20 protein-coding genes and 2 tRNA genes are annotated in these 22,773 nt (G+C 60.8%); 4 read left to right on the top strand and 18 right to left on the bottom strand.

The window, feature by feature from the left end; translation table 11 throughout:
• Window positions 1-16: 16 nt before the first annotated feature.
• The gene (locus AB0O87_RS03360) at window positions 17-574 is read right to left on the bottom strand and encodes a peptidylprolyl isomerase (RefSeq protein WP_363511714.1); all 558 of its coding nucleotides are present in this window, start codon (window positions 572-574) and stop codon (window positions 17-19) included.
• A gap of 147 nt (window positions 575-721) precedes the next feature.
• Here AB0O87_RS03360 and AB0O87_RS03355 point away from each other — a divergent pair, with 147 nt between their 5' ends.
• Window positions 722-1,219, top strand: a complete 498-nt coding sequence (locus tag AB0O87_RS03355; protein ID WP_363511713.1) for a DNA helicase — start codon at window positions 722-724, stop codon at window positions 1,217-1,219.
• Between the two features lie 56 nt (window positions 1,220-1,275).
• Window positions 1,276-1,731 carry a YbaK/EbsC family protein gene (locus AB0O87_RS03350; RefSeq protein ID WP_363512908.1) on the top strand — a complete coding sequence of 152 codons (456 nt, stop codon included), beginning with the start codon at window positions 1,276-1,278 and terminating at the stop codon, window positions 1,729-1,731.
• Window positions 1,732-1,915: 184 nt separating this feature from the next.
• Here AB0O87_RS03350 and AB0O87_RS03345 read toward each other — a convergent pair whose 3' ends face one another.
• From AB0O87_RS03345 to AB0O87_RS03325, 5 genes are all read right to left on the bottom strand, one after another.
• Window positions 1,916-2,338 (bottom strand): NUDIX hydrolase, encoded by a 423-nt coding sequence (locus tag AB0O87_RS03345; RefSeq protein ID WP_363511711.1) that lies wholly within the window; start codon window positions 2,336-2,338, stop codon window positions 1,916-1,918.
• Window positions 2,339-2,410: 72 nt separating this feature from the next.
• Window positions 2,411-3,835, bottom strand: a complete 1,425-nt coding sequence (locus tag AB0O87_RS03340; protein WP_363511710.1) for an aldehyde dehydrogenase family protein — start codon at window positions 3,833-3,835, stop codon at window positions 2,411-2,413.
• A 143-nt stretch (window positions 3,836-3,978) separates the two neighbouring features.
• Window positions 3,979-5,157: an N-methyl-L-tryptophan oxidase gene (solA, locus tag AB0O87_RS03335; protein ID WP_363511708.1), complete on the bottom strand. Its 1,179-nt coding sequence runs from the start codon at window positions 5,155-5,157 to the stop codon at window positions 3,979-3,981.
• 40 nt (window positions 5,158-5,197) lie between these two features.
• On the bottom strand, window positions 5,198-6,334 hold the full coding sequence (locus AB0O87_RS03330) for a tyramine oxidase subunit B (RefSeq protein WP_363511706.1): 1,137 nt from the start codon (window positions 6,332-6,334) through the stop codon (window positions 5,198-5,200).
• Window positions 6,335-6,368: 34 nt separating this feature from the next.
• Window positions 6,369-7,871 (bottom strand): APC family permease, encoded by a 1,503-nt coding sequence (locus AB0O87_RS03325; RefSeq protein ID WP_363511704.1) that lies wholly within the window; start codon window positions 7,869-7,871, stop codon window positions 6,369-6,371.
• 157 nt (window positions 7,872-8,028) lie between these two features.
• On the opposite strand from AB0O87_RS03325, the gene AB0O87_RS03320 reads away from it, so the two are divergent.
• Together AB0O87_RS03320 and AB0O87_RS03315 are read left to right on the top strand one after the other, a co-directional pair.
• Window positions 8,029-8,940 carry a helix-turn-helix domain-containing protein gene (locus AB0O87_RS03320; protein WP_363511702.1) on the top strand — a complete coding sequence of 304 codons (912 nt, stop codon included), beginning with the start codon at window positions 8,029-8,031 and terminating at the stop codon, window positions 8,938-8,940.
• Between the two features lie 38 nt (window positions 8,941-8,978).
• Window positions 8,979-9,353: an HNH endonuclease signature motif containing protein gene (locus AB0O87_RS03315; RefSeq protein ID WP_363511700.1), complete on the top strand. Its 375-nt coding sequence runs from the start codon at window positions 8,979-8,981 to the stop codon at window positions 9,351-9,353.
• Window positions 9,354-9,433: 80 nt separating this feature from the next.
• Here AB0O87_RS03315 and AB0O87_RS03310 read toward each other — a convergent pair.
• From AB0O87_RS03310 to dnaA, 12 genes are all read right to left on the bottom strand, one after another.
• A tRNA-Ala gene (locus tag AB0O87_RS03310) sits at window positions 9,434-9,506 on the bottom strand.
• 26 nt (window positions 9,507-9,532) lie between these two features.
• Window positions 9,533-9,606, bottom strand: a tRNA-Ile gene (locus AB0O87_RS03305).
• Between the two features lie 85 nt (window positions 9,607-9,691).
• Complete coding sequence (locus AB0O87_RS03300) at window positions 9,692-10,624, bottom strand: hypothetical protein (RefSeq protein ID WP_363511699.1); 933 nt, start codon at window positions 10,622-10,624, stop codon at window positions 9,692-9,694.
• A complete protein-coding gene (locus AB0O87_RS03295) occupies window positions 10,621-11,310 on the bottom strand; it encodes a response regulator transcription factor (protein ID WP_363511697.1) in 690 nt (229 codons plus the stop codon). The genes AB0O87_RS03300 and AB0O87_RS03295 overlap by 4 nt, the downstream gene beginning before the upstream one ends.
• Window positions 11,298-12,578 carry a histidine kinase gene (locus AB0O87_RS03290; protein ID WP_363511695.1) on the bottom strand — a complete coding sequence of 427 codons (1,281 nt, stop codon included), beginning with the start codon at window positions 12,576-12,578 and terminating at the stop codon, window positions 11,298-11,300. The genes AB0O87_RS03295 and AB0O87_RS03290 overlap by 13 nt, the downstream gene beginning before the upstream one ends.
• Before the next feature lie 140 nt (window positions 12,579-12,718).
• On the bottom strand, window positions 12,719-13,123 hold the full coding sequence (locus AB0O87_RS03285) for a DUF3566 domain-containing protein (RefSeq protein ID WP_363511693.1): 405 nt from the start codon (window positions 13,121-13,123) through the stop codon (window positions 12,719-12,721).
• Window positions 13,120-15,672, bottom strand: coding sequence for a DNA gyrase subunit A (gene gyrA / locus AB0O87_RS03280; protein WP_363511691.1), 2,553 nt, complete (start codon window positions 15,670-15,672; stop codon window positions 13,120-13,122). Before gyrA ends, AB0O87_RS03285 begins: the two co-directional genes overlap by 4 nt.
• A 72-nt stretch (window positions 15,673-15,744) precedes the next feature.
• Window positions 15,745-17,805 carry a DNA topoisomerase (ATP-hydrolyzing) subunit B gene (gene gyrB, locus AB0O87_RS03275; RefSeq protein ID WP_363511689.1) on the bottom strand — a complete coding sequence of 687 codons (2,061 nt, stop codon included), beginning with the start codon at window positions 17,803-17,805 and terminating at the stop codon, window positions 15,745-15,747.
• Between the two features lie 118 nt (window positions 17,806-17,923).
• On the bottom strand, window positions 17,924-18,424 hold the full coding sequence (locus tag AB0O87_RS03270; RefSeq protein ID WP_363511687.1) for a DciA family protein: 501 nt from the start codon (window positions 18,422-18,424) through the stop codon (window positions 17,924-17,926).
• Window positions 18,417-19,622: a DNA replication/repair protein RecF gene (gene recF / locus AB0O87_RS03265; RefSeq protein WP_363511685.1), complete on the bottom strand. Its 1,206-nt coding sequence runs from the start codon at window positions 19,620-19,622 to the stop codon at window positions 18,417-18,419. Before recF ends, AB0O87_RS03270 begins: the two co-directional genes overlap by 8 nt.
• A 55-nt stretch (window positions 19,623-19,677) precedes the next feature.
• The gene (gene dnaN / locus AB0O87_RS03260) at window positions 19,678-20,820 is read right to left on the bottom strand and encodes a DNA polymerase III subunit beta (protein ID WP_363512905.1); all 1,143 of its coding nucleotides are present in this window, start codon (window positions 20,818-20,820) and stop codon (window positions 19,678-19,680) included.
• 416 nt (window positions 20,821-21,236) lie between these two features.
• Window positions 21,237-22,628 carry a chromosomal replication initiator protein DnaA gene (gene dnaA / locus AB0O87_RS03255; RefSeq protein ID WP_363511684.1) on the bottom strand — a complete coding sequence of 464 codons (1,392 nt, stop codon included), beginning with the start codon at window positions 22,626-22,628 and terminating at the stop codon, window positions 21,237-21,239.
• Window positions 22,629-22,773 lie beyond the last annotated feature (145 nt).

The following is a 22,773-nucleotide window of genomic DNA, read 5'->3' as shown; positions in this document are numbered from 1 at the left end:
TCGGCCGTAGCTTTCGTTAGGCCGCGACGATGTCGATCGACTGCAGCACAACCGGCTCAATGGGACGGTCACCCGCACCGGTCGGGACTGCGCCGAGCGCGTCAACAACAGCCTTGGACGCATCGTCTGCGACCTCGCCGAAGATCGTGTGCTTTCCCTGCAACCACGGGGTGGGGTCGGTGGTGATGAAGAACTGGGAGCCGTTGGTGCCCTCTGGCTTTCCGGTGATGGAGTTGCGGCGGAGGCCGGCGTTCGCCATCGCGAGAATGTACGGAGCGTTGAAGTTCAGCTCCATGTTGATCTCGTCATCGAAGTTGTAGCCGGGGCCGCCGATGCCCTGTCCGAGCGGGTCGCCGCCCTGGATCATGAAGTTCGGGATGATGCGGTGAAAGACGACATCTTTGTAGAGCGGGCCCTCGCCCGGCTTGCCAGTTGCGGGGTCAGTCCACTCCTGGGTGCCGTCGGCAAGGCCAACAAAGTTCTTGACCGTCTTAGGGGCATGGTCCCCGAAGAGGTTGATGACGATGTCACCGTGGTTAGTGTGCAAAGTTGCGACATGAGAAGCGGTAGCCATGCATTTATTCTCGCAGAGCTTCCGATGAGTTCGCCCTGTTAACTACATCCGATCGGTCGATGACGCAAGGCCCGGGCGATTCCTCCCCGGCTTTCAGCCACTCGTGGCAAGATAGGGATCTCGTACTCCAACGGACAGGAGAGCATCGTGAGCCTCAGCCGCAAGCGGAAGAAGGAACTGCGTCGTCTTCAGAACGACGCGAACCAGCTCTGGGAGAATCAGCAGGCGCTCGTCGGGCATGCCGCTGACGTAGCCCGCGAAGCCGGGCGTCAGCTCGGAAGCTTGAATCGTGAGCAGATTGTGCCTGTCGTTCAGGACACATACAACCGTCGAGTCGCCCCGGTCGTTGACCGTGGCGTCAAGATGAGCAAGCACGTCGTTGACGACAAGTTCGTCCCGATGGTGGGCGGAGTCGTCGGTTCGGCGCTCAGCGCCTGGGACGTCGCCAACGCCAAGCGTCACGGCGTCGCGGTGAAGGCCCGTAAGGCTGTTCCCGAGAAGTCGGGTCCTGGTCTGGGTTCGGTTATCGCGATCATCCTTGGTGCAGCTGCTGCTGTCGGTGTGCTCTACGCCGCCTGGCAGACGCTGCGTGCCGATGATGAGCTTTGGGTAGCAGACGACCCGCTGGCAGCACCGGACGCGTGAACCTGTCTGATCTCGCCTCCGTCACCTCTGGTGGCGGAGGCGATCAGCATGCCCGGGTGCTCTCCGCGGCCAGCGCACGAGGGCTTGAAGTAGAGATTCTCGAACGGCCCACTGCTGGCAACCTTTTCGAGGCAGCAGAGCTACTCGGGATTCCCGCATCGAGCATTGTGAAAACACTCGTCGTCAAGCGGGCCGATGACACGTACCTGTTTGCGCTCGTGCCGGGAGGACGTTCCATCTCTTGGCCGAAGCTGCGCACTGTCGTCGGCGTGAACAGGTTGCGCATGCCAGATGCCGATCTTGCGCTGGCAGCCACCGGGTACGAGCGTGGCACCATCGTGCCGATCGGCAGCACCACCGACTGGCCGATCTACGCGGATGAATCCATCGTGGGTAAGCGCATCGCCATGGGAGCGGGCAGCCACGGCTACAGCCTGTTTGTGGATGCGGACGCGCTGATCTCTGCCTACGGAGCGACTGTCGCTGATATCTCGGTGCCGGAAGGTCGCTGACCCTTCGACAGGCTCAGGGACCACCCTTCGACAGGCTCAGGGACCACCCACGACAGGCTCAGGGACCACGGCTGGGCCGCTGAGCTTGTCGAAGCGTCCCCGCCCCTTCGACAGGCTCAGGGACCACCCTTCGACAGGCTCAGGGACCACCCACGACAGGCTCAGGGACCTAAGGCTCAGGGAGCTAGAGGAGGTCGGCCATGCGCATCGCGATGTCCACCAACTTCACCCGTTGCAATGAGGCGACGCTTGCCAGAGGAAACCATTCGGCCATGTCTGTCGATCCGTCTTCCTCGAAGGTGAGCTTGCCGCCCACCACCTCGGCGCGGTAGACGATCCGCAGGGTGTGGAGCGGCTCATCGGCCTTGTGCACTCGCCGCCCCGCAGGGATGACTCGGGAGTGAATCCCGAGGAGTTCTCCCACCTTGACGGTGTAACCCGTCTCTTCACGGAGCTCGCGACGCACCGCGTCCTCCGGGGACTCCCCTGCTTCGAGGCCGCCGCCAGGCATCGTCCACGCCACTCGCCGCCCCTGGATCCAGCGAGCGAGTAACAGTCGTCCGTCTGTGTCAGTGACGACCGCATATGCCGCCACACGCAGGTCCATGATTCACACACTATCCGTCTGACCAGGCGGTGGCCCCCTTCGCACGCGATGTGGGGGCCACACACCCACTATTCAGCCGTTGATAATCTGGGGCACAGCCACCGACTTCAGCCCCTCCACTCCGAACTCGAGACCGTAACCAGAAGACTTGTGCCCGCCGAACGGGATCATCGGATGAACGCCGCCGTGTGAGTTGATCCACACGGTCCCCGCCTCGATCCGCGCCGCAACTTTTCGCGCTTCCTCGCGTTCGCCCCACACCGAGGCACCGAGACCGACGTCGAGACCGTTGGCGCTCGCCACCGCATCATCGACATCGTTGTACCGGATAATCGGCAGAGCGGGGCCGAACTGCTCTTCGTCGACCAGGCCCACGCCGTCACCCACATCGGCAACGAGAGTCACGGGGTAGAAGAGCTCTCCGAGATCTGTGGCAGGCGCACCACCAGTAACGATCCGACCACCGTGGCGCACAGCATCATCCACGAGATCACGAACAATTTCGAACTGCGCATGGTTCTGTAGCGGGCCGAGCACATTCTGCTCATCGAGGCCGTTACCCATCGGAGTCTGGCGGACAACCGCTGCAAGCGCCTCCACCACCTCCTCATATACCGAATCGTGTACATAGAGTCGCTTGAGTGCCGCGCAGGTCTGACCTGTGTTTATGAACGCGCCCCAGAATAGGTCTTGGGCGATCGCGGTTGCGTCCACGCCTGGCAACACGATTCCGGCGTCGTTACCGCCGAGTTCGAGGGTGAGACGGGCAAGGTTCTTCGCCGAGCTCTCAACAATGCTGCGCCCCGTAGCGGTCGACCCGGTGAACATCACTTTTCCGATATCGGGGTGCGAGGCGATCCGTGCGCCAACCTCACGGTCGCCAGCCACACCGATCAGCACGTCTTCCGGGAGAACCTGGTTCATAACCGCGATGAGCGCCAGCACACTCAACGTCGTATAGCCACTCGGCTTCACGACGACTGTGTTTCCCATTCGAAGTGCGGGGGCGATCTGCCAGATGCCAATCATCAGCGGCCAGTTCCACGGTCCAATGGCCCCGACCACGCCGATCGCCCTGTAGTGCAGCTCAGCGTGCGTCTCGCCGTCATCCACGACGACCTCCGGCTCGAGTGGAGTGGATGCTGCCGTGCGCAACCAGGCGGAGCAGGCCCCGACCTCGAACCGCGCATTGGGGCCATTGAGAGGCTTGCCCTGCTCTCGTGAGAGCAGCCGAGCGAGTGGCTCTGCGTTCGCGTCGATCGCGTCGGCAACACGCATCATCAGCGCACTTCGTTCAGCATGGCCCAGCGCATCCCATCCGGGCTGGGCAGCCTTCGCCCGAGCAACGGCCGCGTCAAGCTCTTCCACGGTGTGCACAGGCGCGCGGCCGATAGGTTCGCGAGTCGCCGCATCGACAACCTCGCGTCCTTCTCCGGCCGGTGCGCTGACGCGCTCCAACAGAGCGACCTCGTCTAGAACCGTAGCGATTTCCGACATCCTTGTCTCCTCACGATGGGGTGCACGACACCTTTCGTCGTACAGTTCGAGTTTGCGCTCGATGCCGGAGAGTCATTTGACTCCCCGTGCGACGCCTTTGCCGGTCCGCGAGCGAACCCACCAAACGTCGCTGCGGGGATTGCTTAGTGCCCACCGCCGCGGTAGGCCCCGCGATGCTCCAGACGAGCGAGATGGGCATCGATTGTGAAGTGTGGATCAACGGCAGAACCGTGGGGCTGCGTGGCAAGTTGAGCAGCCCATTCTCCGAGTATCGGAGCGAACTTGAAGCCGTGTCCCGAGAGACCGGTCACCGTGACCACTCGTTCACTCTCGCTGACATCAACGATGGGGGTGCGATCCGGTGTGTAGGCACAGTGATGCACGCTTGATCGCACGGGCTCCGGGTTCAGCGATGGGAAGAACTCCGCAGCCTGCTGTCCGATTTTCACGAGCTCCTGTCTGGTGTAGGCCCGAGGCACCTCATCGACATCGCGCACCACAGGCCAGGTCGGGTTACTGCTCGCCTTGATGGAGTATCCGTCGAAGGACGGAGCTCCGAAGAAATGAACCGGCCCTACATCGCGCAAGAACGCGGGGAATCGCTCGGGAACAAAGGCCGCAATATCTTTGGGCATGAACCACGTAAGGCCCAGCACTTGCAGTCGCAGCAGCTCCCGTAGACGTCCATCCAGTCGTGTCGACCACGACCCGGAGGCAAGTACCACAGCATCTGCTCGAATTGCCTCACCAGGCGTGCGCACCACCACCCCGGCTGGCTCCTCTTCAATCGCGAGGACCGGGGTGTTGAACCTCAGCTGAGCGCCAGCGGCTTCGGCGAGGTCAAGGGCGGACAGAAGCGATACCTCCGGACGGATACCTCCACCGTGGTGGTCGAGGACGCCGACATCTCCGTCGTGCACGTTGTGCTGTGGGTGCGCGCTGCGCAGTTCCTCTGTGTCGTAGAAAGTGTGCGGCAGATCGAATTCGCGCACAGTATCAAGAGTCGTCTGCATCTCTACGCGGTCCGGCTGCGCGATAGACAGTGCCCCCACCTCGAGGTAGAGCGAGCGCGCAGACGCATCCTCCAGTTCCCGCCAGAGACGACGGGACTCCTGCAGCATCGGAACGTAGAGCCCACCCTCGTGATAGGCCGTGCGGAAAACCCGCGACTCTCCGGCATATGAGCCGCGATCGTGCACTTTGCCGTATTGCTCTACGCCGATGATCTCGACGTTTTCACGCTGTGACAGTCGCCACGCGGCGAGCGCACCCACTGCGCCCAGTCCGACAATGACAATGCGCTTCTTCACCTGCGTGCCCATGTTGACTCCTGACGGATGCTTATCGATTGCTGAGTGAAGGTCATGCCAGCGCCGGGGTGTCCCAAAGCAGCAGCTCCGTGCCGATGTTCTCAGCCACGGCCTCGCGGTAGACGACCGTGCCCCACGCGACGTCTTCCACCGGCATGCCCCCGACGGAATATAGAACAATCTCGTCGTCGTGGCGACGACCCTCTGCCTCTCCGCTCATGATCGCCGGAAGGTTCTCCAAGGCAGTGTCCCGCACCTCGCCAGCGCGAATGCGATCAAGCAGATACATCCCGTGGAGCCCGATGTGTTCGTGTGCAGGGTGTGGGACTTCTTCGCTCCACGCCTCGTAGAGCCCACGGAAGTCAGCCACGTGCCGCGCGCCGAGCAGCAGTTGCTCATCGAGCATGATGTCGGCCGGCAGGCTGACAAACGCTCCTGGTTTGAGCCACTTCTTCTCGATCCGCACATAGTTGGCAGAGCCGGCAGGTGTCGTGGGGGCGATCGTGACCAGGTCGCTGTCGTGCAATGCGTCTTCGACGCTGTCGACGACCGTGACGCTGGTGAACTGAGGGTACTCCCGGCGTACCCAGTCGACGAAAGAGTCGATGCTTGCCTGACTGCGTCCGGCTACCTTGAGGGTGTCGACCTTCGGGCACACCGCCACGAAGGCCTCCAGCGTGGTCTTGTTCATCACCCCAGGGGCGACGATTCCGATGCTGCGCGCCTCAGGATGCGCGAGGTGCCTGGCACCCACGCCCGGAACGGCACCGGTCCGATACGCGCTCAAGAGGTTGGCCGACATATGAGCGAGAGGAGCGCCGGTGTCTTTATCGCTCAGTGTGAGCATCAGGATTGATCGGGGAAGCCCGTTCTCCCGGTTGGCCATGTTTGATCCGTACCACTTACACCCAGCGGTCTGGAATGTACCTCCGAGATACGCAGGCATTGCCATCATCCGACGGTGCGGTCCATCCAACGGCATCCCATCATGGTCTGACTGCGCGGGGAAAGTGACCATAGATCCGTGGGAGTTCCCGTCTGGGCCACCCATTCGGTAGTCACCTGCATCGACCAGGCGAAGAGTCTCTTCCATTACATCGACGCAGCGGCCCATGTCGGTGACCCCTGCGGAGATCATGTCTGGCTCAGACAGGTAACGAAACGTCAGTCTGGTGTCGGTGGTACTCACGTCATTCTCCTTATGGCGGCCGATTCAGTCGTCATCACAGGTGTGCCTTTTGGGCAATCTCGGCACCGTGCCCGATCTGTTGGTACACCTCAGGGCGTGCGCGCCGCAGCCAGAGCGCCCACAGGACCGCCAGGGCAGAAGGAACGAGCAGAACGGCAGGGAGGATGAACGTCGTGGGAGTGGATTCGGCTTGACCGAGCAGCACATCCCAGTTGATCAAGATGAGCACCCACACCGTCGCCAACGCAATGAAGGCGATGATCGGTGCGATGAGCCTGCTGCCAGCGCCGACGCCGCGCTTGTCTCGACGGAAGAAGCCGATTACCGCGATGGAGACCAGCAGAAGCAGCAGCACCAGGCCGAAGGCGCCGAGGTTAGTGAGCCAGGTGAACAGGGTGATCACGGGGTATGGGCCGTTTTCGGGATTCCACCCCTGCTCGCCGATCGCGAATGCGACGATGACGATGACGGCGATTGCTGACTGCAAAAGCGAACCTGCCCACGGGGCGCCGCTCTTGACGCGCACTGTGCCAAGCACTCGAGGCAGCACACCCTCGCGACCGAGCGAGAATGCGTAGCGAGCGACCGCATTGTGAAAGCTCACCAACGCGGCGAACAGGCTGGTGATGAAAAGGATCGACATCAGGTCAACCCAGATCAAACCGAGGTGTTGAGCGATGAAGTTGAAGAACAGCGGCGGTCCTGCCTCTTCAGCAGAGATGCCAGTCGGGTCGGTGATCTTGCTGGGTCCGACAGCAAGAGCAAGTGCCCAGGAAGACAGCGCGTAGAAGATGCCAGACACACACACGGCGAGAAAGGTCGCGCGCGGGATCGTCCGCTTCGGATCCTTGGACTCTTCACCGTAGATCGCTGCTGACTCGAATCCCATGAAAGCGGCGATGCCGAACGCCAGCACGGCGCCAACACCAGGAACGAAGAGCGCGGCAGGACTAATCGGGTCGGCCGTGAACCCCTCAGCGGGGTTGCCGAATGCGATGACGTCGAAGATGATCACCGCGACGAACTCCAGCGCGACAAGCACTGCCAGCACCTTCGCCGACAGATCGACCCTGTTCACCCCGAGGAAGCCGACAAGCACGATCGTCAGCAGCACCCACACCCACCACGGAGTGACCCAGCCCGTCTTGGATTCGAGGAACGAACTGATCTGGAATCCGAGCATCCCGTAAATGCCGATCTGCATGGCGTTATACGAGAGGAAGGCGAGAACGGACGCTCCTACACCGGTCGGGCGGCCGATGCCCTGAGCAACGTAGGCGTAGAACGCGCCTGCGTTCGTGACAAACCGACTCATCGCGGCGTAGCCGATAGCGAAGATTCCGAGGGCGATCGCCAAGACGATGTAGCCGAAGGGGATACCGTCTACGTGCGTCACCGAGTAAGCGCTGGTCACTCCCCCGGCGAGCACGGTCAGCGGCGCTGAGGCCGCGATGATCATAAATGCGACCGCGAACACGCCGAGGCGGCGGTGTTCTGCTGTTCTTGTTGTCGACGTTGTAGGGGGGGACGTCATCATGGCGGCAGCTCCTTCGATGCTCGGGTATCTCCTCATACTCGCGAGCCTCTGCTGCGATCGATTGACCGCGAGAGCAGAAGACTTGTCTACCCGGGCACGGCGGGCAAATGCTAAAATGGCGCATCGTATATGATCGGCCACAGTGAGGTGAGCCCGAATGCAGAGCCTGTCGTTTCTCGACTACCGCCATGCCGTATCGCGCGCCGTCGTCGCGCTCGATGTGACAGCACCAGAGCAAGACCGCTTCAGCGGAGCTATCGACGCGACTGTCGCTGGCGATATCCATGTCTTTGCGATCCACGCGGATCGTCACGGAGTACACCGCACCCCCGGTCTTATCTCGCGCGCCCCGCAGCAGTACTTCAAGTTCTCGCGGATCGAACGCGGCAGCGGAATGATCGTCCAAGATGGCCGCGAGACCGCGCTCCGCAGCGGCGACATGGCGCTGTACGACACGGATCGCCCCTACTCACTCCTGTTTGATGACACCGTGCAGATGTCGGTGGTCATGTTCCCGAAGGTGTTGCTCGACATTCCTGCAGAAGACACCAGCCGAGTGACAGCCACCCGGCTGAACGCCAGCGGAGCGCTGGGAGAAATGGTTGGCCCCTACCTTGACTCCCTGGCCGGCGGAGCACACCACCTCGACAGTCGCATCGCTCGGCGAATGTTGCGAACAGCCGTCGACATGTTGAGCACGGTGTTGGAGGCGAACCTGGCCGCCACCACCGGTCCGGTGAGCGCGCACTCCACCACGCTGTCGCACATCCTCACCTTTATCGACGTCCATCTTTCAGACAGCGCCCTCTCCCCCTCACACATCGCCGCAGCGCACTACATCTCCGTGCGACACCTACATGCGATGTTCAGCGAGCAAGGATCGACAGTCTCCACCGTCATCCGCGAACGACGTCTTCAGCGTTGCTACGACGCACTCACCGATCCGTATCAAGCGCATCGCTCGATCGCCGAGATCGCGATCGCCGCCGGCTTTGTCGACCCTGCGCACTTCAGCAGAGTCTTCCGCGCACACTACGGAGTCCCTCCGCGCGCTGTTCGAGCGAGCTGAGGCGGCAAACCGACCGCACTCCGCGATAACATCGCCCCATGCGACGCCCCCGCAAGGTCTCCTCCGCCTCGGCGTCGCCCGCGACCCGTGCGCGGTATGCCAAGCGGCGGAAGAACCGACTTGCCCGCGTCGACAACGACCTCACCGACCTCGAATGGTACGAACTGATGGACGCGTGGGGCGGATGCGCTTACTGCGGCGGTGATGGCGCCGCTCTGCAACGTGACTGCATTCAACCCATCTCCCGGGGTGGTCGGTACACGTTCGAGAACGTCGTTCCGGCATGTGCGTCCTGCAATGCCAGCAAGCACAACAGTGAAGTCACTGGATGGTTGCGTCGTAAGAAGCTCGACGAGCGCACTTTTCTCGTGCGCCATGCGACCATCCTCCGCACCTTACGCCCTGCGGAATGAGCTACGCCCTGCCGGAGTGGACAGCAAAAAGCCCTCGGATTCGCGCGGTTTCGTGCGTTAATCCGAGGGCTTCTCTTCTGTGGAGCCTAGGAGATTCGAACTCCTGACATCCTGCTTGCAAAGCAGGCGCTCTACCAACTGAGCTAAGGCCCCGTAAGGGAAATATTAACTTATCAGAGTGGGGCTACCTGGACTTGAACCAGGGACCTCTTCATTATCAGTGAAGCGCTCTAACCGCCTGAGCTATAGCCCCGTCAACCTCCAAGACTTTACCGGAGATTCTCGGAAAATCCGAATCGAGGGAGAGAGCCACAGAGCGGCTTCTCCCTCGATTCATTCTAGCGGTCGGGAAGGATGATCACCGTACCGGCAGAGAGAGTGACGTCGATCGTCCTGCGGGCACGTGAGGACTCATCGATCTCGGCGTTCAGCGTGCCGGCGCTCACTTCTTGACTCACCTCGTACTCCACATCGGGGAGTGTCAGCTCAACCTTGCCTGCGCTCACGTCGACTGCGGTCTGGTTCGGGGGAGTGCCGGTGAGTTGCACCACAAGGTTTCCCGCCGATAGGCCCAGGTCTGCTGCGGAAACATCGTCGAGAACGACATCAGCGCGGCCAGCACTCATCTGCACATCGACGTTCGTTGCCGAGCCTTCAACATTGAGTGTGCCTGCGCTCACACGGAGATCAAGAACGCCAAAGTCTCCGCGCACGTCGAGGCTACCCGCATTCAGGGTCAGATCCGCGTCCACTTCCTCGCTGCTAAGACTGTTTGGCAGCGTCAGCACGGCAAGTTCATCTTCCATCGACCAGCTTCCTGGCCACCAAGAGAGCCATCCACCAAAGGCACCAGACGGGCTTTGCACGACCAGCTCGTCGCCCTCCCGCTCAAACGTCCAGTCTGCGCCGCGTCCATTTGTGATCGACAGCTCCGCCTCATCCACGTCATCGAAACGCACGCGCATATTGCTCGCGTCTGCTTCAACAGCGATCGCTTCGATACCGTCAGCACTTACTGTGCGGTTGGAGTCGGTGCCTGACGACGAAAATATACTCACCGTCGCGGCCGCTGCTGCCGTGCCTCCGGTTGCGAGCAGCGCGATGCCGCCGAGAACCGCGGTCAACACCAAGATCGCTGTGGCGCCGGAAGACCTGTCTCGGCCAGCAGCGGAAGGCGATACCGCTGGCGATTCGGTCTCAGGAAGAGGTGAGGGAGGCGGAGGAGTGAACGACGTGTGTTCGTGCGATTCGGCATTGTTCTCGGTGGTCATCGTGCCACTCCTGTCTGGCCGTTCGGCGGGGTATGACCGCCGTTGTTTTCGATATGTGCGAGGGCAGCAAGCACACGACGGTTTCCTGATTCGTCGGGATCAAACCCGAGTTTTTGAAAGATGGCGGTGATGTTCTTCTCCACGCTCGCCTCCGAGAGAAAGAGCAGCCCGGCAATCGCACCGTTCGATTTCCCCTCAGCGATCAGCGAAAGCACCGTGCGCTCCCGCTCTGTCAACCGCATCATGCGGTCATCCCGGTTGCGTCTCATCAACAACTGAGCGACAACCTCAGGATCAAGGACCGTCGCTCCCTCCGCGATGCTCTGCACCGAGCCAAGGAACTCGGCGACGTCAGCGACACGATCTTTGAGCAGGTACCCCAGCGGGCCACCCTGCGCAGAGATGAGTTCCGAGGCGTAGCGCTCTTCGACATATTGGGAGAGCACGAGTATGGCGAGCGCGGAATTCGACGCCCGCAGTGCGAGCGCGGCCCGAATACCTTCGTCTGTGTATGTCGGAGGAAGCCGCACGTCCAAGATGCAGAGGTCAGGTGCGGTCCTTGCGACAGCAGCTTCGAGGCCATCGGTGTCGGCAAGAGCGGCGACAACCTCGTGACCTGCATCTTCGAGCAGACGCACGAGACCTTCCCGCAGCAGAACCGAGTCTTCACAGATCAGGATGCGCATGGCACGCTCACCTCCAGGCTGGTCGGACCGCCGTGCGGACTCTCGAGTCGGAAAGTGCCTTGCGCGGCGAGGATGCGGTTAGAGATCCCGTCGAGGCCGCCTCCTGGCTGAATCTGTGCGCCACCGATGCCGTTGTCTTCTACACGAGCCCAGAGCGTGTTTCCTTCGCGCATGCGCACAGTCACCCTCGCTTCGCTTGCACGAGAGTGTTTCGCGGCGTTGGTCAATGATTCGGCGATACAGAAGTACACGGCGGCTTCCGCCTCACGACTGCACCGTTCATCGATACGTACATCGAGCTGCACGGGAATGTGCGAACGACTAACGAGCGCTGAAAGTGCGGCGTCGAGGCCTCGATCATCGAGCACCGACGCATGGATCCCCCTCGCCAGCTGCCGCAGTTCTGTAATGGCCGCCTTGGTGGAGGTGTGTGCCTCATCGATCAGCTTCTTCGCGGCGGCCGGGTCGTTGTCAATCTTCGTCTGAGCGAGGCCGAGCGTCATACCGACCGAGACCAAGCGTGGCTGAACACCATCGTGAAGGTCACGCTCGATGCGTGTGCGCTCCACGTCAGCTGCGCGCACAGCACCCTCGCGCTGCGCCGTTGAGGTGCGCACACGCTCGGTGAGCTCCGTCTCTCTGCTGCGAACCACGATCGCGAGCGAAAGAGTCCGGTGCAGAAGTGCCAATCCGATCATTCCGGCGACGCAGAAAAGAGCGATGAGCACCGCTGTCACTGGCGACCAGACCGCTGCTAGACCGGGAATGCCGAACGGCTCAAATGCTCCTTGTGGGGCGATGGCGGGGGAGAAGGACAGCACTACGGACCAGACCAACGCCCAGAACAGTCTCAGCACGATGAACCCCAATACGGCGGTGATCGTGAAGTTTGCGATGGCGCGCCACATGCGTCCATCGATCGACTGCCGGCCGAGGCTCCGGAGCCAGCCCATAAGCCCTGGCGCGTTGCGACGCTGGGGGCTGAGCGGTGCAAGCGGCGTGCGGTACAGCGCACTGACGCGTGCCACTTCGAACCAACCGAGTCCGTACATGGCGTAAACCAGTCCGACCAAGAAGACTGCGCCAATGCCCGCAACGAGAAGCAGTCCCAACCCGGTGGCAAGAAGACCGGTGAGCGTACCGAAAACGATTCCACCCACCACGCCAATTGCTGCGAGGTGCAGGATCGTGAGAAAGATTCGCAACGGGGGCTTCCGCGCCGGGGCGAGAGCCGGCGCGGAAGCCGGCGACACTGTCTGAATCGTCATGTTTCCAAGGTAGAGCGGGGTAACGCAGCTCAACACCGAGTCACCCAGACACTCCCGTTCGGGTTTTCCGTAATAACGATGATCGGACGACAAAGGGCGGATGCCGCAGCATCCGCCCTTTGTGAAACATTCCGCGATGGTCAGTTAGACATGAACCCTACAAGCAGTCCGCCAGTGACCTTCACCGCAAGGTTGTAGATTCCGGCGATCACAGCGCCGAGCACAGTGAAGACGATCAGATTGAGGATCGCAACGACCGCGGCGAATGCCATCACCTGCGGCAGGCCGACGACGTCGGAAAGCACGAAGGTGTTATCTGTCACACCGATCAAGAACTTCTCCGTTGTGACGAGCACGTCCGTTGCCTGCAAGACCAAAAAGATCAGAAAGAACGAAACCACGGTAACGACGGCAAGCGCGACTGCCCCCAGGAATGAGAGCTTCACGGCAGACCAGAAGTCGACGTAGACAAGCCTCAGCCGTACCTGCTTGCCGCTGGTCTTTCTGGTCGACTTCTTCGCCAGTTTGTCAGCCACTGTGCTCATGCGTCTGTGTCCTCGGGGGTATCTACGGTCTCGGCGACCTCGGTATCAGCATCCGCATCTGCCTCATCTTCGGTAAGGCCGCGTTCACCGTTGCGGGCGATTGCGAGGATGCGGTCGGCCTCCGTGGTTCGTGCAAACAGCACTCCCATGGTGTCGCGACCCTTAGCAGGCACCTCGGCCACGGCAGAGCGTACCACCTTGCCGCTGGAGAGAACCACCAAGACCTCGTCGTCCTCAGCGACGATCAAACCGCCCGCAAGCGTGCCTCGATCGTCGTTCAACTTGGCGACCTTGATGCCGGTTCCACCTCGGCCCTGTACGCGATAATCCTCGATCGCTGTGCGCTTGGCATAGCCGCCGTCGGTGACGACAAAGACAAACTTTCCTGGTGCCGCAACCGAAGCGGAGAGCAGGCAATCCTCGTCGATCTTGAACTTCATACCGCGCACACCGGCGGTTGCACGCCCCATCGGCCGCAATGCCTCGTCGGTTGCCTCAAAGCGCACCGACATTCCTCGACGGCTGATCAGAAGAATGTCATCTTCCGCGTTCACGAGAAGTGCGCTGACGAGCTCATCTTCATCGTTCAGACGGATCGCAATGACGCCACCCTGACGGTTGGTGTCGTATGTATCCAGGCGCGTCTTTTTGACGAGGCCATTTCGCGTGGCCAGCGCCAGGTAGTCAGCGACCTGGTAGTCCCGAATGTCGAGCACCTGGGCGATGCTCTCGTCTGGCTGCAGCGCAAGAAGGTTAGCGACGTGCATGCCCTTGGCATCACGCCCCGCCTCTGGCACCTCATAGGTCTTCGCGCGGTAGACACGACCCTTGTCGGTGAAGAACAGCAGCCAGTGATGTGTCGTCGTCACGAAGAAGTGTTCGACGATGTCATTGGCCCGCAGCTGCGCGCCCTTCACACCCTTGCCGCCGCGATGCTGCGAACGATAGTTGTCGCTGCGCGTGCGCTTGATGTAGCCCTCGCGAGTGACGGTGACAACCATTTCTTCTTCGGCGATGAGGTCTTCCATCGACACATCGCCGTCGAAACCGTGCAGGATGTGAGTCCGACGCTCGTCACCGAAACGGTCGACGATGCCAGTCAGCTCTTCGCGGATGATCGTGCGCTGACGACCCTCGTCCGCGAGGATTTCCTTGTAATCGGTGATCTGCGCCTCAAGCTCGTTGGCCTGATCAATGATGCGCTGGCGTTCGAGAGCAGCCAAACGACGCAACTGCATCTGCAGAATGGCGTCGGCCTGCACGTCATCGATGTCGAGGAGTTTTTGCAGTCCTTCGTTCGCATCCTGAGTCGTCTGCGAACGGCGGATGAGCGCAATAACCTCATCCAGCGCGTCGAGCGCCTTGAGGTAACCGCGCAGAATGTGCATGCGCTTCTCGGCCTCGCGGAGTCGGTATTCTGTGCGGCGCACGATCACATTGATCTGGTGCGAGATCCAGTGAGTGATGAAGCCGTCGATCGCAAGCGTGCGCGGAACCCCATCGACGATCGCAAGCATGTTCGCGCCGAAGTTCTCTTGCAGCTGCGTGTGCTTGTACAGGTTATTCAGCACAACCTTCGCCACCGCGTCACGCTTGAGAACGACGACGAGACGCTGGCCGGTGCGGTCAGAAGATTCGTCACGAATGTCAGCAATGCCGGTGATCTTGCCATCGCGGGCCAGATCACCGATCTTCACCGCGACATTGTCTGGGTTGACCTGGTACGGCAGCTCGGTGATCACCAAGCACGTGCGCCCCTGGATCTCCTCGACGTTGACAACCGCGCGCATCGTGATCGATCCGCGACCCGTGCGGTATGCCTCGTGGATGCCCTTAGTACCGAGGATCTGGGCTCCGGTCGGGAAGTCAGGACCGGGAACGCGCTGAATGAGGCCATCCAACAACTCATCGCGGCTGACACCGGGGTTATCCAGGGCCCACAGCGCTGCATCAGCAACCTCGCGAAGGTTGTGCGGCGGGATGTTGGTCGCCATTCCGACTGCGATACCCACTGATCCATTGACGAGCAGGTTCGGGAACCGGGCAGGCAGAACCGTCGGTTCCTGCGTCTGGCCATCGTAGTTGTCGGCGAAGTCGACGGTGTCTTCTTCGATGTCCCGCACCATCTCCAGCGCGAGTTGAGCCATCTTGGTCTCGGTGTATCGCGGCGCAGCAGCGCCCATGTTGCCGGGGGAGCCGAAGTTTCCCTGTCCGATAGCGAGCGGATACCGCAGCGACCACGGCTGCACCAGACGAACAAGCGCATCGTAGATCGCCGAGTCACCATGGGGGTGGTACTGCCCCATGACCTCACCGACGACACGGGCGCACTTCGAGAACGACTTGTCCGGACGGAACCCGCCGTCGTACATGCCGTAGATCACGCGACGGTGCACTGGCTTGAGACCATCGCGCACATCGGGGAGCGCGCGCCCGACAATCACGGCCATGGCGTAGTCGAGATAGCTGCGCTGCATCTCCGACTGGAGGTCGACCTGGTCGATCTTGCCGTGGTCGTGGGTAGGCTCTGGGCGTTCTTCGTCAGTCATAAGTTCTCTTCAGTTTCCGGTCATTCGGTTCTGGTTCGTTTTCCTGCGCATGCGAAGGGAGCCAGAAACGGGTCAGATGTCGAGGAAGCGGACGTCCTTGGCGTTGCGCTGAATGAAGCTGCGGCGGGATTCCACGTCTTCGCCCATCAGTACGCTGAAGATCTCGTCGGCCGCGGCGGCATCCTCGATCGTGATCTGCTGCAGTGTGCGCGTGGTGTGGTCCATCGTGGTTTCCCACAGTTCTTTCGGATTCATCTCACCGAGACCCTTGTAACGCTGGATACCAGCGTCTTTCGGGATGCGCTTGCCGTTGGAGAGACCATCGCGCAGGAGCGCATCGCGCTCCGCGTCGCTGAACACGTATTCGTGTGCCGAGTTTGTCCACTTCAACCGGTAGAGCGGCGGCATGGCGAGGTACACGAAGCCAGCTTCGATAAGCCCGCGCATGTAGCGGAAAAGCAGGGTGAGCATCAGCGTGGTGATGTGTTGACCATCGACATCAGCATCGGCCATCAAGACGATCTTGTGGTACCGAGCCTTTTCGATATCGAACTCTTCACCAATCCCGGTACCGAAAGCCTGGATCATCGCCTGAACTTCTTTATTGCCGAGCGCCTTGTCCAAACGCGCACGCTCCACGTTGAGGATCTTGCCTCGCAGGGCAAGAATCGCCTGCGTGTGCGGGTCGCGCCCCTGCACCGCTGAGCCACCGGCGGAGTCACCCTCCACCAGGAAGATCTCGCTGATCGAGGGGTCTTTGCTGGTGCAGTCCTTGAGTTTGTCCGGCATTGCCGCTGACTCAAAGACGCTCTTGCGACGTGCCGTTTCGCGCGCCTTGCGAGCGGCAAGGCGCGCGGTAGCAGCATCGATGGCTTTGCGAATAACGTTCTTGGCTTGAGCTGGATTTCGTTCAAACCAGGCACCGAGCTGATCGCCGACAACCTTCTGAACGAACGCCTTCGCTTCGGTGTTTCCGAGCTTGGTCTTCGTCTGACCCTCAAACTGTGGCTCGCCCAGCTTGATCGAGATGACGGCAGTCAATCCCTCGCGCACGTCATCGCCCGAAAGGTTGTCGTCTTTCTCTTTGAGAAGGTTGTTTGCCCGCGCGTACTTGTTGACCAACGTGGTCAACGCCGCGCGGAATCCCTCTTCGTGGGTGCCACCCTCGTGGGTGTTGATGGTGTTCGCGTAGGTAAACACGTTCTCGGTGTACGAGGTGGTCCACTGCATCGCAACTTCGAGCGAGATCTTCCGTGCGGTGTCTTCGGACTCGAACGCGATGATCTCGTCGTTGACAACTTCAGCGCGGCGCACCTTGTTGAGGTACTCGACGTAATCGACGAGGCCACGCTCGTAGAAGAAGACATCACCGGGCTGCTTCGTTACCGGAGCACCTTCTTCTTCGACCTCGTATGCCGAAGACTCACGCTCGTCGCGCAACTCGATGCGCAGTCCCTTGTTGAGGAACGCCATCTGCTGAAAACGGGTGCGCAAAGTGTCGTAGTCGAACTCGGTGGTCTCGGTGAAGATCCCTGCGTCCGGCCAGAACGTGATGCTGGTTCCGGTTTCGTCTGTCTCTTCACCCTTTTCCAGCTTCTGCTGCGGGATGCCGCCATCGGCAAAACGGTGCCGCCAGACGAAGCCTTTCTGCTTCACCTCGACATCGAAGCGTGTAGAAAGCGCGTTTACCACCGACGATCCGACACCGTGCAGGCCACCAGAAACCGCATATGCTCCGCCGCCGAACTTGCCGCCGGCGTGCAGGATGGTCAAAACCACCTCGACGGTCGACTTGTTCGGGTCAGAGGAGTGCGGATCAACCGGAATTCCTCGACCGTTGTCTACAACGCGTACGCCGCCATCGGCGAGCATGGTCACGAAAATAGAGTCGGCGTGACCAGCCAGCGCTTCGTCAACCGAGTTATCGACGATCTCGTAAACCAGGTGGTGCAGACCGCGCGGACCCGTCGATCCGATGTACATGCCTGGCCGCTTACGGACAGCCTCAAGACCCTCAAGAATCTGGATCGAGTCGGCACCGTACTCGCCGGGCTGCTTCACCTTGGGGGAAATTGTCGAGGACTCGGTCTCCGACGAAGATTCCGTCTCGTCAGCAGGGGATTCAGGCGTCATCAGAGGGCATTCTCCACATCGGTATCGCGAACTCCCATTCTAGCGGAGTTTCTTCGCAAGATACGGCTAGAAGCCCCCGTGTGGCCCTCTGAGCGTTCCGGACCCCTTGCGTGGTGTCCTACCCGTAGGTATCGCGCGGACCCCGCCCTGGAACCGCTCTGGGACCCCATTTCCAGGAGGGTACGTCTGGCCCAATGAATCGGAGGTTCTCGACGCCGGCCTCCGGATAGCGTCTCCCAATCTCGGTGAGAATCGTCGCCCGCATGAACTGAAGGTTTTTCGCCCAGGCGGTGGAGTCACACTTCACCGTGAGCAGACCGCGCTCCAGCGACACCGGTTCCGAGTGCTTTGCCGTGTCTGCCCCGGCGAGATCCGCCCACTGACGCACAAGATCTTCACGCGCAAGCGTGATCTGCCATCCAGAGTCACGACTCAAGCGATCAAGAACTTCCCCCAGCGAGCCGGGGTCGCGTCCAGGGGTAAACGGCGCATTTTCATCGTCGCTCGTAATGCGACGCTTACGTTTCCAGCTCTGAGAACTCGGTTTCAGCCCGCGCAATCGCAGGTAAGTCGCCACCGTTTCGGGAACCTCAGCGGCGGGAGTCGGCGCGTCACTCATGTTTGCCTTGCTCCTGAACGGTTCGCTCGTCGCTAATCGTTCCGTCATTGATCCGCACCACATGCGCGTGCAGCACCTCGGGAATGTCTTCTTCGACGGCCGCCGTGACGAGGACTTGCTCGTACCCGGCGGTGAGTGAAGCGAGTCGCTGGCGGCGCTCGGCGTCGAGCTCGGCAAAGACGTCATCAAGGATGAGAACAGGGTCACCCGCCGGGGACTCGCTCCTCAGTAACTCGGCCGAAGCGAGACGCAGTGCGAGCGCGACTGACCACGATTCCCCATGCGAGGCGTAGCCCTTCACTGGCAGGTCGCGTACCCGAAGAACCAAATCATCACGGTGCGGCCCGGTAAGCGTGAGACCTCTTTCGAGCTCTTTCGAGCGCTTTGCGGCAAGTGAAGCGCGAAACAGCTCTGCAATTCGCTGCGGATCGGTCAGCTTTTCGGCGGAAGATGTTGCCGTTTCGCTCTCTGCGTCATCGTCGCCGTCTTCCGGATCACCGCCACCGACCGACAGAGCCCATTGCAGTTGCGGACGATGATCGGCGCCAGCAATCGCTTCATAGGCGTCGGCCACTGGCTGCTGGAGGTCGGTCGCCAGACGCTGACGCGCCGTGATGATCTCAGAGCCAAGTGCAACGAGCTTGTCGTCCCACACTTCGAGCGTGCTGAGCCCCTCGCCGCGTACTCCGCGCGCTCGCGCCGACTTCAGCAGTGCATTGCGCTGTTTGAGCACGCGATCGTAGTCCGCAAGAACCGCAGCAAGTCGAGGGGTGCGCTGAATAAGCAGTTGGTCAGTAAAGCGCCGACGGGCCGAGGGATCTCCGCGTACGATCTGCAGATCTTCCGGTGCGAAAAGCACGACGTGCACGTAACGGGGGAGTTCGTTGGGCTTCGAGGGCGAGCCGTTGATGCGCGCCTTGTTCGAACCCTGTCGGTTGACCTGAACTTCGGTGAGTACCCGACGCTCTCCGTGCGAAAGTCGCGCACGGATCACCGCGAATTCTTGTCCGTCACGAACCATCGGAGCATCCGAAGACACACGGTGCGACCCAAGCGTCGCAAGAAAAACGACAGCCTCGGCAAGGTTAGTTTTTCCCTGTCCGTTGCGTCCAACGAGCACGTTGGGCCCACGGTGGAGCGTGAGTTCGGCGGTCGCGTAGTTGCGAAAATCAACCAGGCTCAGGTGCTCCACAATCACGGAGTCAGCCTACCTTCGGCCACTGACAACGAGACCGTGCGTGCGTAATCGCCAATCAGCGCAGCAGCAGGTTCGGCTGAAGCAGGTACTTGAACGAGTCGAGCCCAGCCTGTTCCACAGACGTCTGACTGGTAATCAGCACAGGGCTGAGCTTGTTGGCGTTGTCACTCGAGGTGAAAGTGACGCGGACAAACTCGCTCTTCACCGCTCCGAGCGACTCGATCAGATACTGCGGGTTGAGCCCCAGCGTGACTTCTTCGCCACCGGAGAGAATCGCGTCGACCGACTCCGAAGCACGCGCGTGGTCTCCGCCGGATGCGTCCATGGTCACGCTGTCGTGAGAGAACGTAAACCGCAGCGGTGCCGCGCGATCGAGGACGAGCGAGACTCGTCGCACTGCTTCGACAAGGTCGGCGGTGTTGACGACCGCGTAGTGGTCGGTCTGCTCAGGGAACAAGCGTCGAACCGGCGGGAAGTTGCCCTTGATCAGCAAAGAAGTGACGGTTTTGTTCCCTGCGGTGAAGGCGATGATCTCGCGGTCGCCTGCGCCAGAGAACGCAATCTGGATGGTGCCTGCCTGACCGAAGGTTTTACCCACTTCGAGGAGAGTACGTGCCGGCACGAGCGCGGTCGCCTCGACGGCTTCGCCATCCCACGGCACGTCACGAAGCGAGACGCGGTAACGGTCCGTTGCCACCATGCTCAGGCTTTGACCTGAAACTTCAAGCTGCACACCTGTGAGCACAGGGGTCACATCATCTCGTGATGCGGCGAAGCCCACCTGAGCAATCGCGGTGCCGAAATCGTCTGCAGGAACGACTCCAGACGATCCGTTCACCTCAGGGATGGAGGGATATTCCTCTACCGGCATGGCTGCGAGCGTGAATCGTGCGGATCCACAGGTAACGGCGATGCTGCCGTCGTCTTCCACAGCGATTTCGATTGGTGCGTTCGGAAGACGGTTGGCAATGTCAGAGAGCAGACGGCCGTGAACAAGGATCGTGCCCGGCGTCTCCACCGTTGCTTCGATGGTGGTTCTTGCCGATGCTTCGTAGTCGAAAGCAGAAAGCGTGAGCCCTGAATCGCCCGCTTCGATCAGCACGCCGGCCAGAATCGGCTGCGGATTTCGTTGCGGAAGTAACTTGACGACGAACGAGACAGCCTCGCTGAAGACATCGCGGTTGACCTGAAACCTCACTGGTGCTCCCTTGTCATCGATCTGTGACACGTTGTCGTCGTCCCTGCCGGTGCAGGGATTCCCATGCTAGCCCCAGAGCGCGGTGTATCCCTACGCCGGGCTTTTGAGGATTCGTCGAGCAGTTCTCCCCATCGTCTGGTGATGGGATCTCGCCCTTAATGACTTAACTCCTTAACAGTGTTAACAGCTGTGGATACTGTGGATAACTCGGTGGATATCAATCGCGAGTAGGGAACTACACGGTTGTCAGTTGTGGAATGCCTGGGGAATCCGCGGGTTTTCGACCTTTGGGGCGAAGGGGACTTCGTCGAAGTTATCCACAGGTTTCGACGTTTCGCACACGTTCGTCCCGATTTTGGAGCTCTAATTCCACAAGTTATCCACATGTGCATAGAGGCATCTATCGGGCGATCGGATTATCGACGCCCGAGCTGTGTGGTGATCTCGGTGACCTGGTTGTAGATCGAGCGGCGCTCTTTCATGAGCTCACTGATCTTCTTGTAGGCGTACATGACGGTCGTGTGATCCCGATTTCCGAAGAGCTGCCCGATCTTGGGAAGAGAGAGACTGGTGCGCTCTCGGCACAGATACATCGCGATCTGCCGTGCAGTAGCGATCTGTTGCGAACGACTTGATCCGTAGAGATCATCGACGGTCAGCTTGAAGTACTGAGCGGTGGCCGTGATGATGTCGGTCGGGGAGATGATGTTGTCTTCTGCGGTGTCGATGATGTCGCGAAGCACCGTCTGTGCGAGCGAGATGTCGAGTGCGGAGCGGTTGAGGCTGGCAAATGCCGATACCCGGATAAGTGCGCCCTCGAGCTCACGGATGTTGGACGACACCACTGTTGCGATGTACTCCAACACCTCATCGGGGATGTGGAGGGCCTCGCTCTGTGCCTTCTTGCGGAGGATCGCGATGCGTGTCTCGAGGTCTGGTGCCTGAACGTCGGTGATCAAGCCCCACTCGAACCGGCTGCGCATGCGGTCTTCGAACCCAGTCAGGTGCTTTGGAGCGACATCACTTGTGATCACGACCTGCTTGTTGTGATCGTGCAGGGTGTTGAACGTGTGGAAGAAGGCTTCCTGTGTCTCGGCGCGCCCCTGAAGGAACTGGATGTCATCGATCAAAAGGATGTCGACATCGCGGTAGCGAGCTTGGAAGGCTGCTCCTCGGTTGTTGGCGATGGAATTGATGAAGTCGTTCGTGAACTCTTCGCTCGAAACGTAGCGAACCTTTACTCCGGCATAGAGCGACTGCGCGTAATCACCGATCGCGTGCAATAGGTGTGTCTTGCCCAGACCAGAGTCGCCGTAGATGAAGAGCGGGTTGTAGGCCTTGGCCGGTGCCTCGGCGACAGCTACGGCTGCGGCATGGGCGAAGCGGTTCGACTGACCGATCACGAAGTTATCGAACGTGTACTTCGGGTTCAGCCGGGACTCGTGACGGAGCTGGGTGGGCTGCTCCATCGGAGATTCAACGCGGATTTGCTCGTGGCGTCCGAAGTCGCTGACGGCCATCGGAGCCGCGGCCTGTTCTGCGAGCTCATGGTTGACAACCACGCGGTACGACGTCACTTCTTCGCCGATATGGGCGAGCGCCTCCATGATGGGCAGGCGCAGCCGCTTATTGATCTGCGCTGCAGTGAGGTCGTTCGGGACCTCGAGGTACAGCGTGGCCGACATCACCCCTGCAGGAACAGCGAGGCTAAGGAAGCCCTGGAGCTGGGGAGTGACGCGGTCATCATCGACCAGCAACTCCTGCACCGTGGTCCAGATGGGAACGTCGGGCTGGGCTGGTGATGACATGACGCTCCGAACGAGGAAACGGGGCGGGACCGCTGGGCTGTGGTCCCTGTGGATAACTTCGTTTGCCACGGTAGTCACCCGGGGTGTGAACGGCAACCTGCCCACGGAAAGACGCGCGCGTGTTGCGCCCGGGGATCGCGCAGAG

The sequence above is a fragment of the Microbacterium sp. NPDC076768 genome (assembly GCF_040687205.1).
Classification (GTDB): Bacteria; Actinomycetota; Actinomycetes; order Actinomycetales; family Microbacteriaceae; genus Microbacterium.
The sequence above is the reverse complement of the archived record's forward strand: the minus strand, read 5'-3'. Positions and strand labels throughout refer to the sequence as shown.

What these genes read in the sequence shown, in the direction of transcription:
- gyrA (WP_363511691.1), bottom strand. Translation starts at nt 15,672, where the DNA reads ATGACTGACGAAGAACGCCCAGAGCCTACCCACGACCACGGCAAGATC.
- solA (WP_363511708.1), bottom strand. Translation starts at nt 5,157, where the DNA reads ATGGGCACGCAGGTGAAGAAGCGCATTGTCATTGTCGGACTGGGCGCA.
- AB0O87_RS03285 (WP_363511693.1), bottom strand. Translation starts at nt 13,123, where the DNA reads ATGAGCACAGTGGCTGACAAACTGGCGAAGAAGTCGACCAGAAAGACC.
- AB0O87_RS03340 (WP_363511710.1), bottom strand. Translation starts at nt 3,835, where the DNA reads ATGTCGGAAATCGCTACGGTTCTAGACGAGGTCGCTCTGTTGGAGCGC.
- AB0O87_RS03325 (WP_363511704.1), bottom strand. Translation starts at nt 7,871, where the DNA reads ATGATGACGTCCCCCCCTACAACGTCGACAACAAGAACAGCAGAACAC.
- AB0O87_RS03270 (WP_363511687.1), bottom strand. Translation starts at nt 18,424, where the DNA reads ATGAGTGACGCGCCGACTCCCGCCGCTGAGGTTCCCGAAACGGTGGCG.
- AB0O87_RS03360 (WP_363511714.1), bottom strand. Translation starts at nt 574, where the DNA reads ATGGCTACCGCTTCTCATGTCGCAACTTTGCACACTAACCACGGTGAC.
- AB0O87_RS03295 (WP_363511697.1), bottom strand. Translation starts at nt 11,310, where the DNA reads ATGCGCATCCTGATCTGTGAAGACTCGGTTCTGCTGCGGGAAGGTCTC.
- AB0O87_RS03300 (WP_363511699.1), bottom strand. Translation starts at nt 10,624, where the DNA reads ATGACCACCGAGAACAATGCCGAATCGCACGAACACACGTCGTTCACT.
- dnaA (WP_363511684.1), bottom strand. Translation starts at nt 22,628, where the DNA reads ATGTCATCACCAGCCCAGCCCGACGTTCCCATCTGGACCACGGTGCAG.
- AB0O87_RS03290 (WP_363511695.1), bottom strand. Translation starts at nt 12,578, where the DNA reads ATGACGATTCAGACAGTGTCGCCGGCTTCCGCGCCGGCTCTCGCCCCG.
- AB0O87_RS03320 (WP_363511702.1), top strand. Translation starts at nt 8,029, where the DNA reads ATGCAGAGCCTGTCGTTTCTCGACTACCGCCATGCCGTATCGCGCGCC.
- AB0O87_RS03345 (WP_363511711.1), bottom strand. Translation starts at nt 2,338, where the DNA reads ATGGACCTGCGTGTGGCGGCATATGCGGTCGTCACTGACACAGACGGA.
- gyrB (WP_363511689.1), bottom strand. Translation starts at nt 17,805, where the DNA reads ATGACGCCTGAATCCCCTGCTGACGAGACGGAATCTTCGTCGGAGACC.
- AB0O87_RS03315 (WP_363511700.1), top strand. Translation starts at nt 8,979, where the DNA reads ATGCGACGCCCCCGCAAGGTCTCCTCCGCCTCGGCGTCGCCCGCGACC.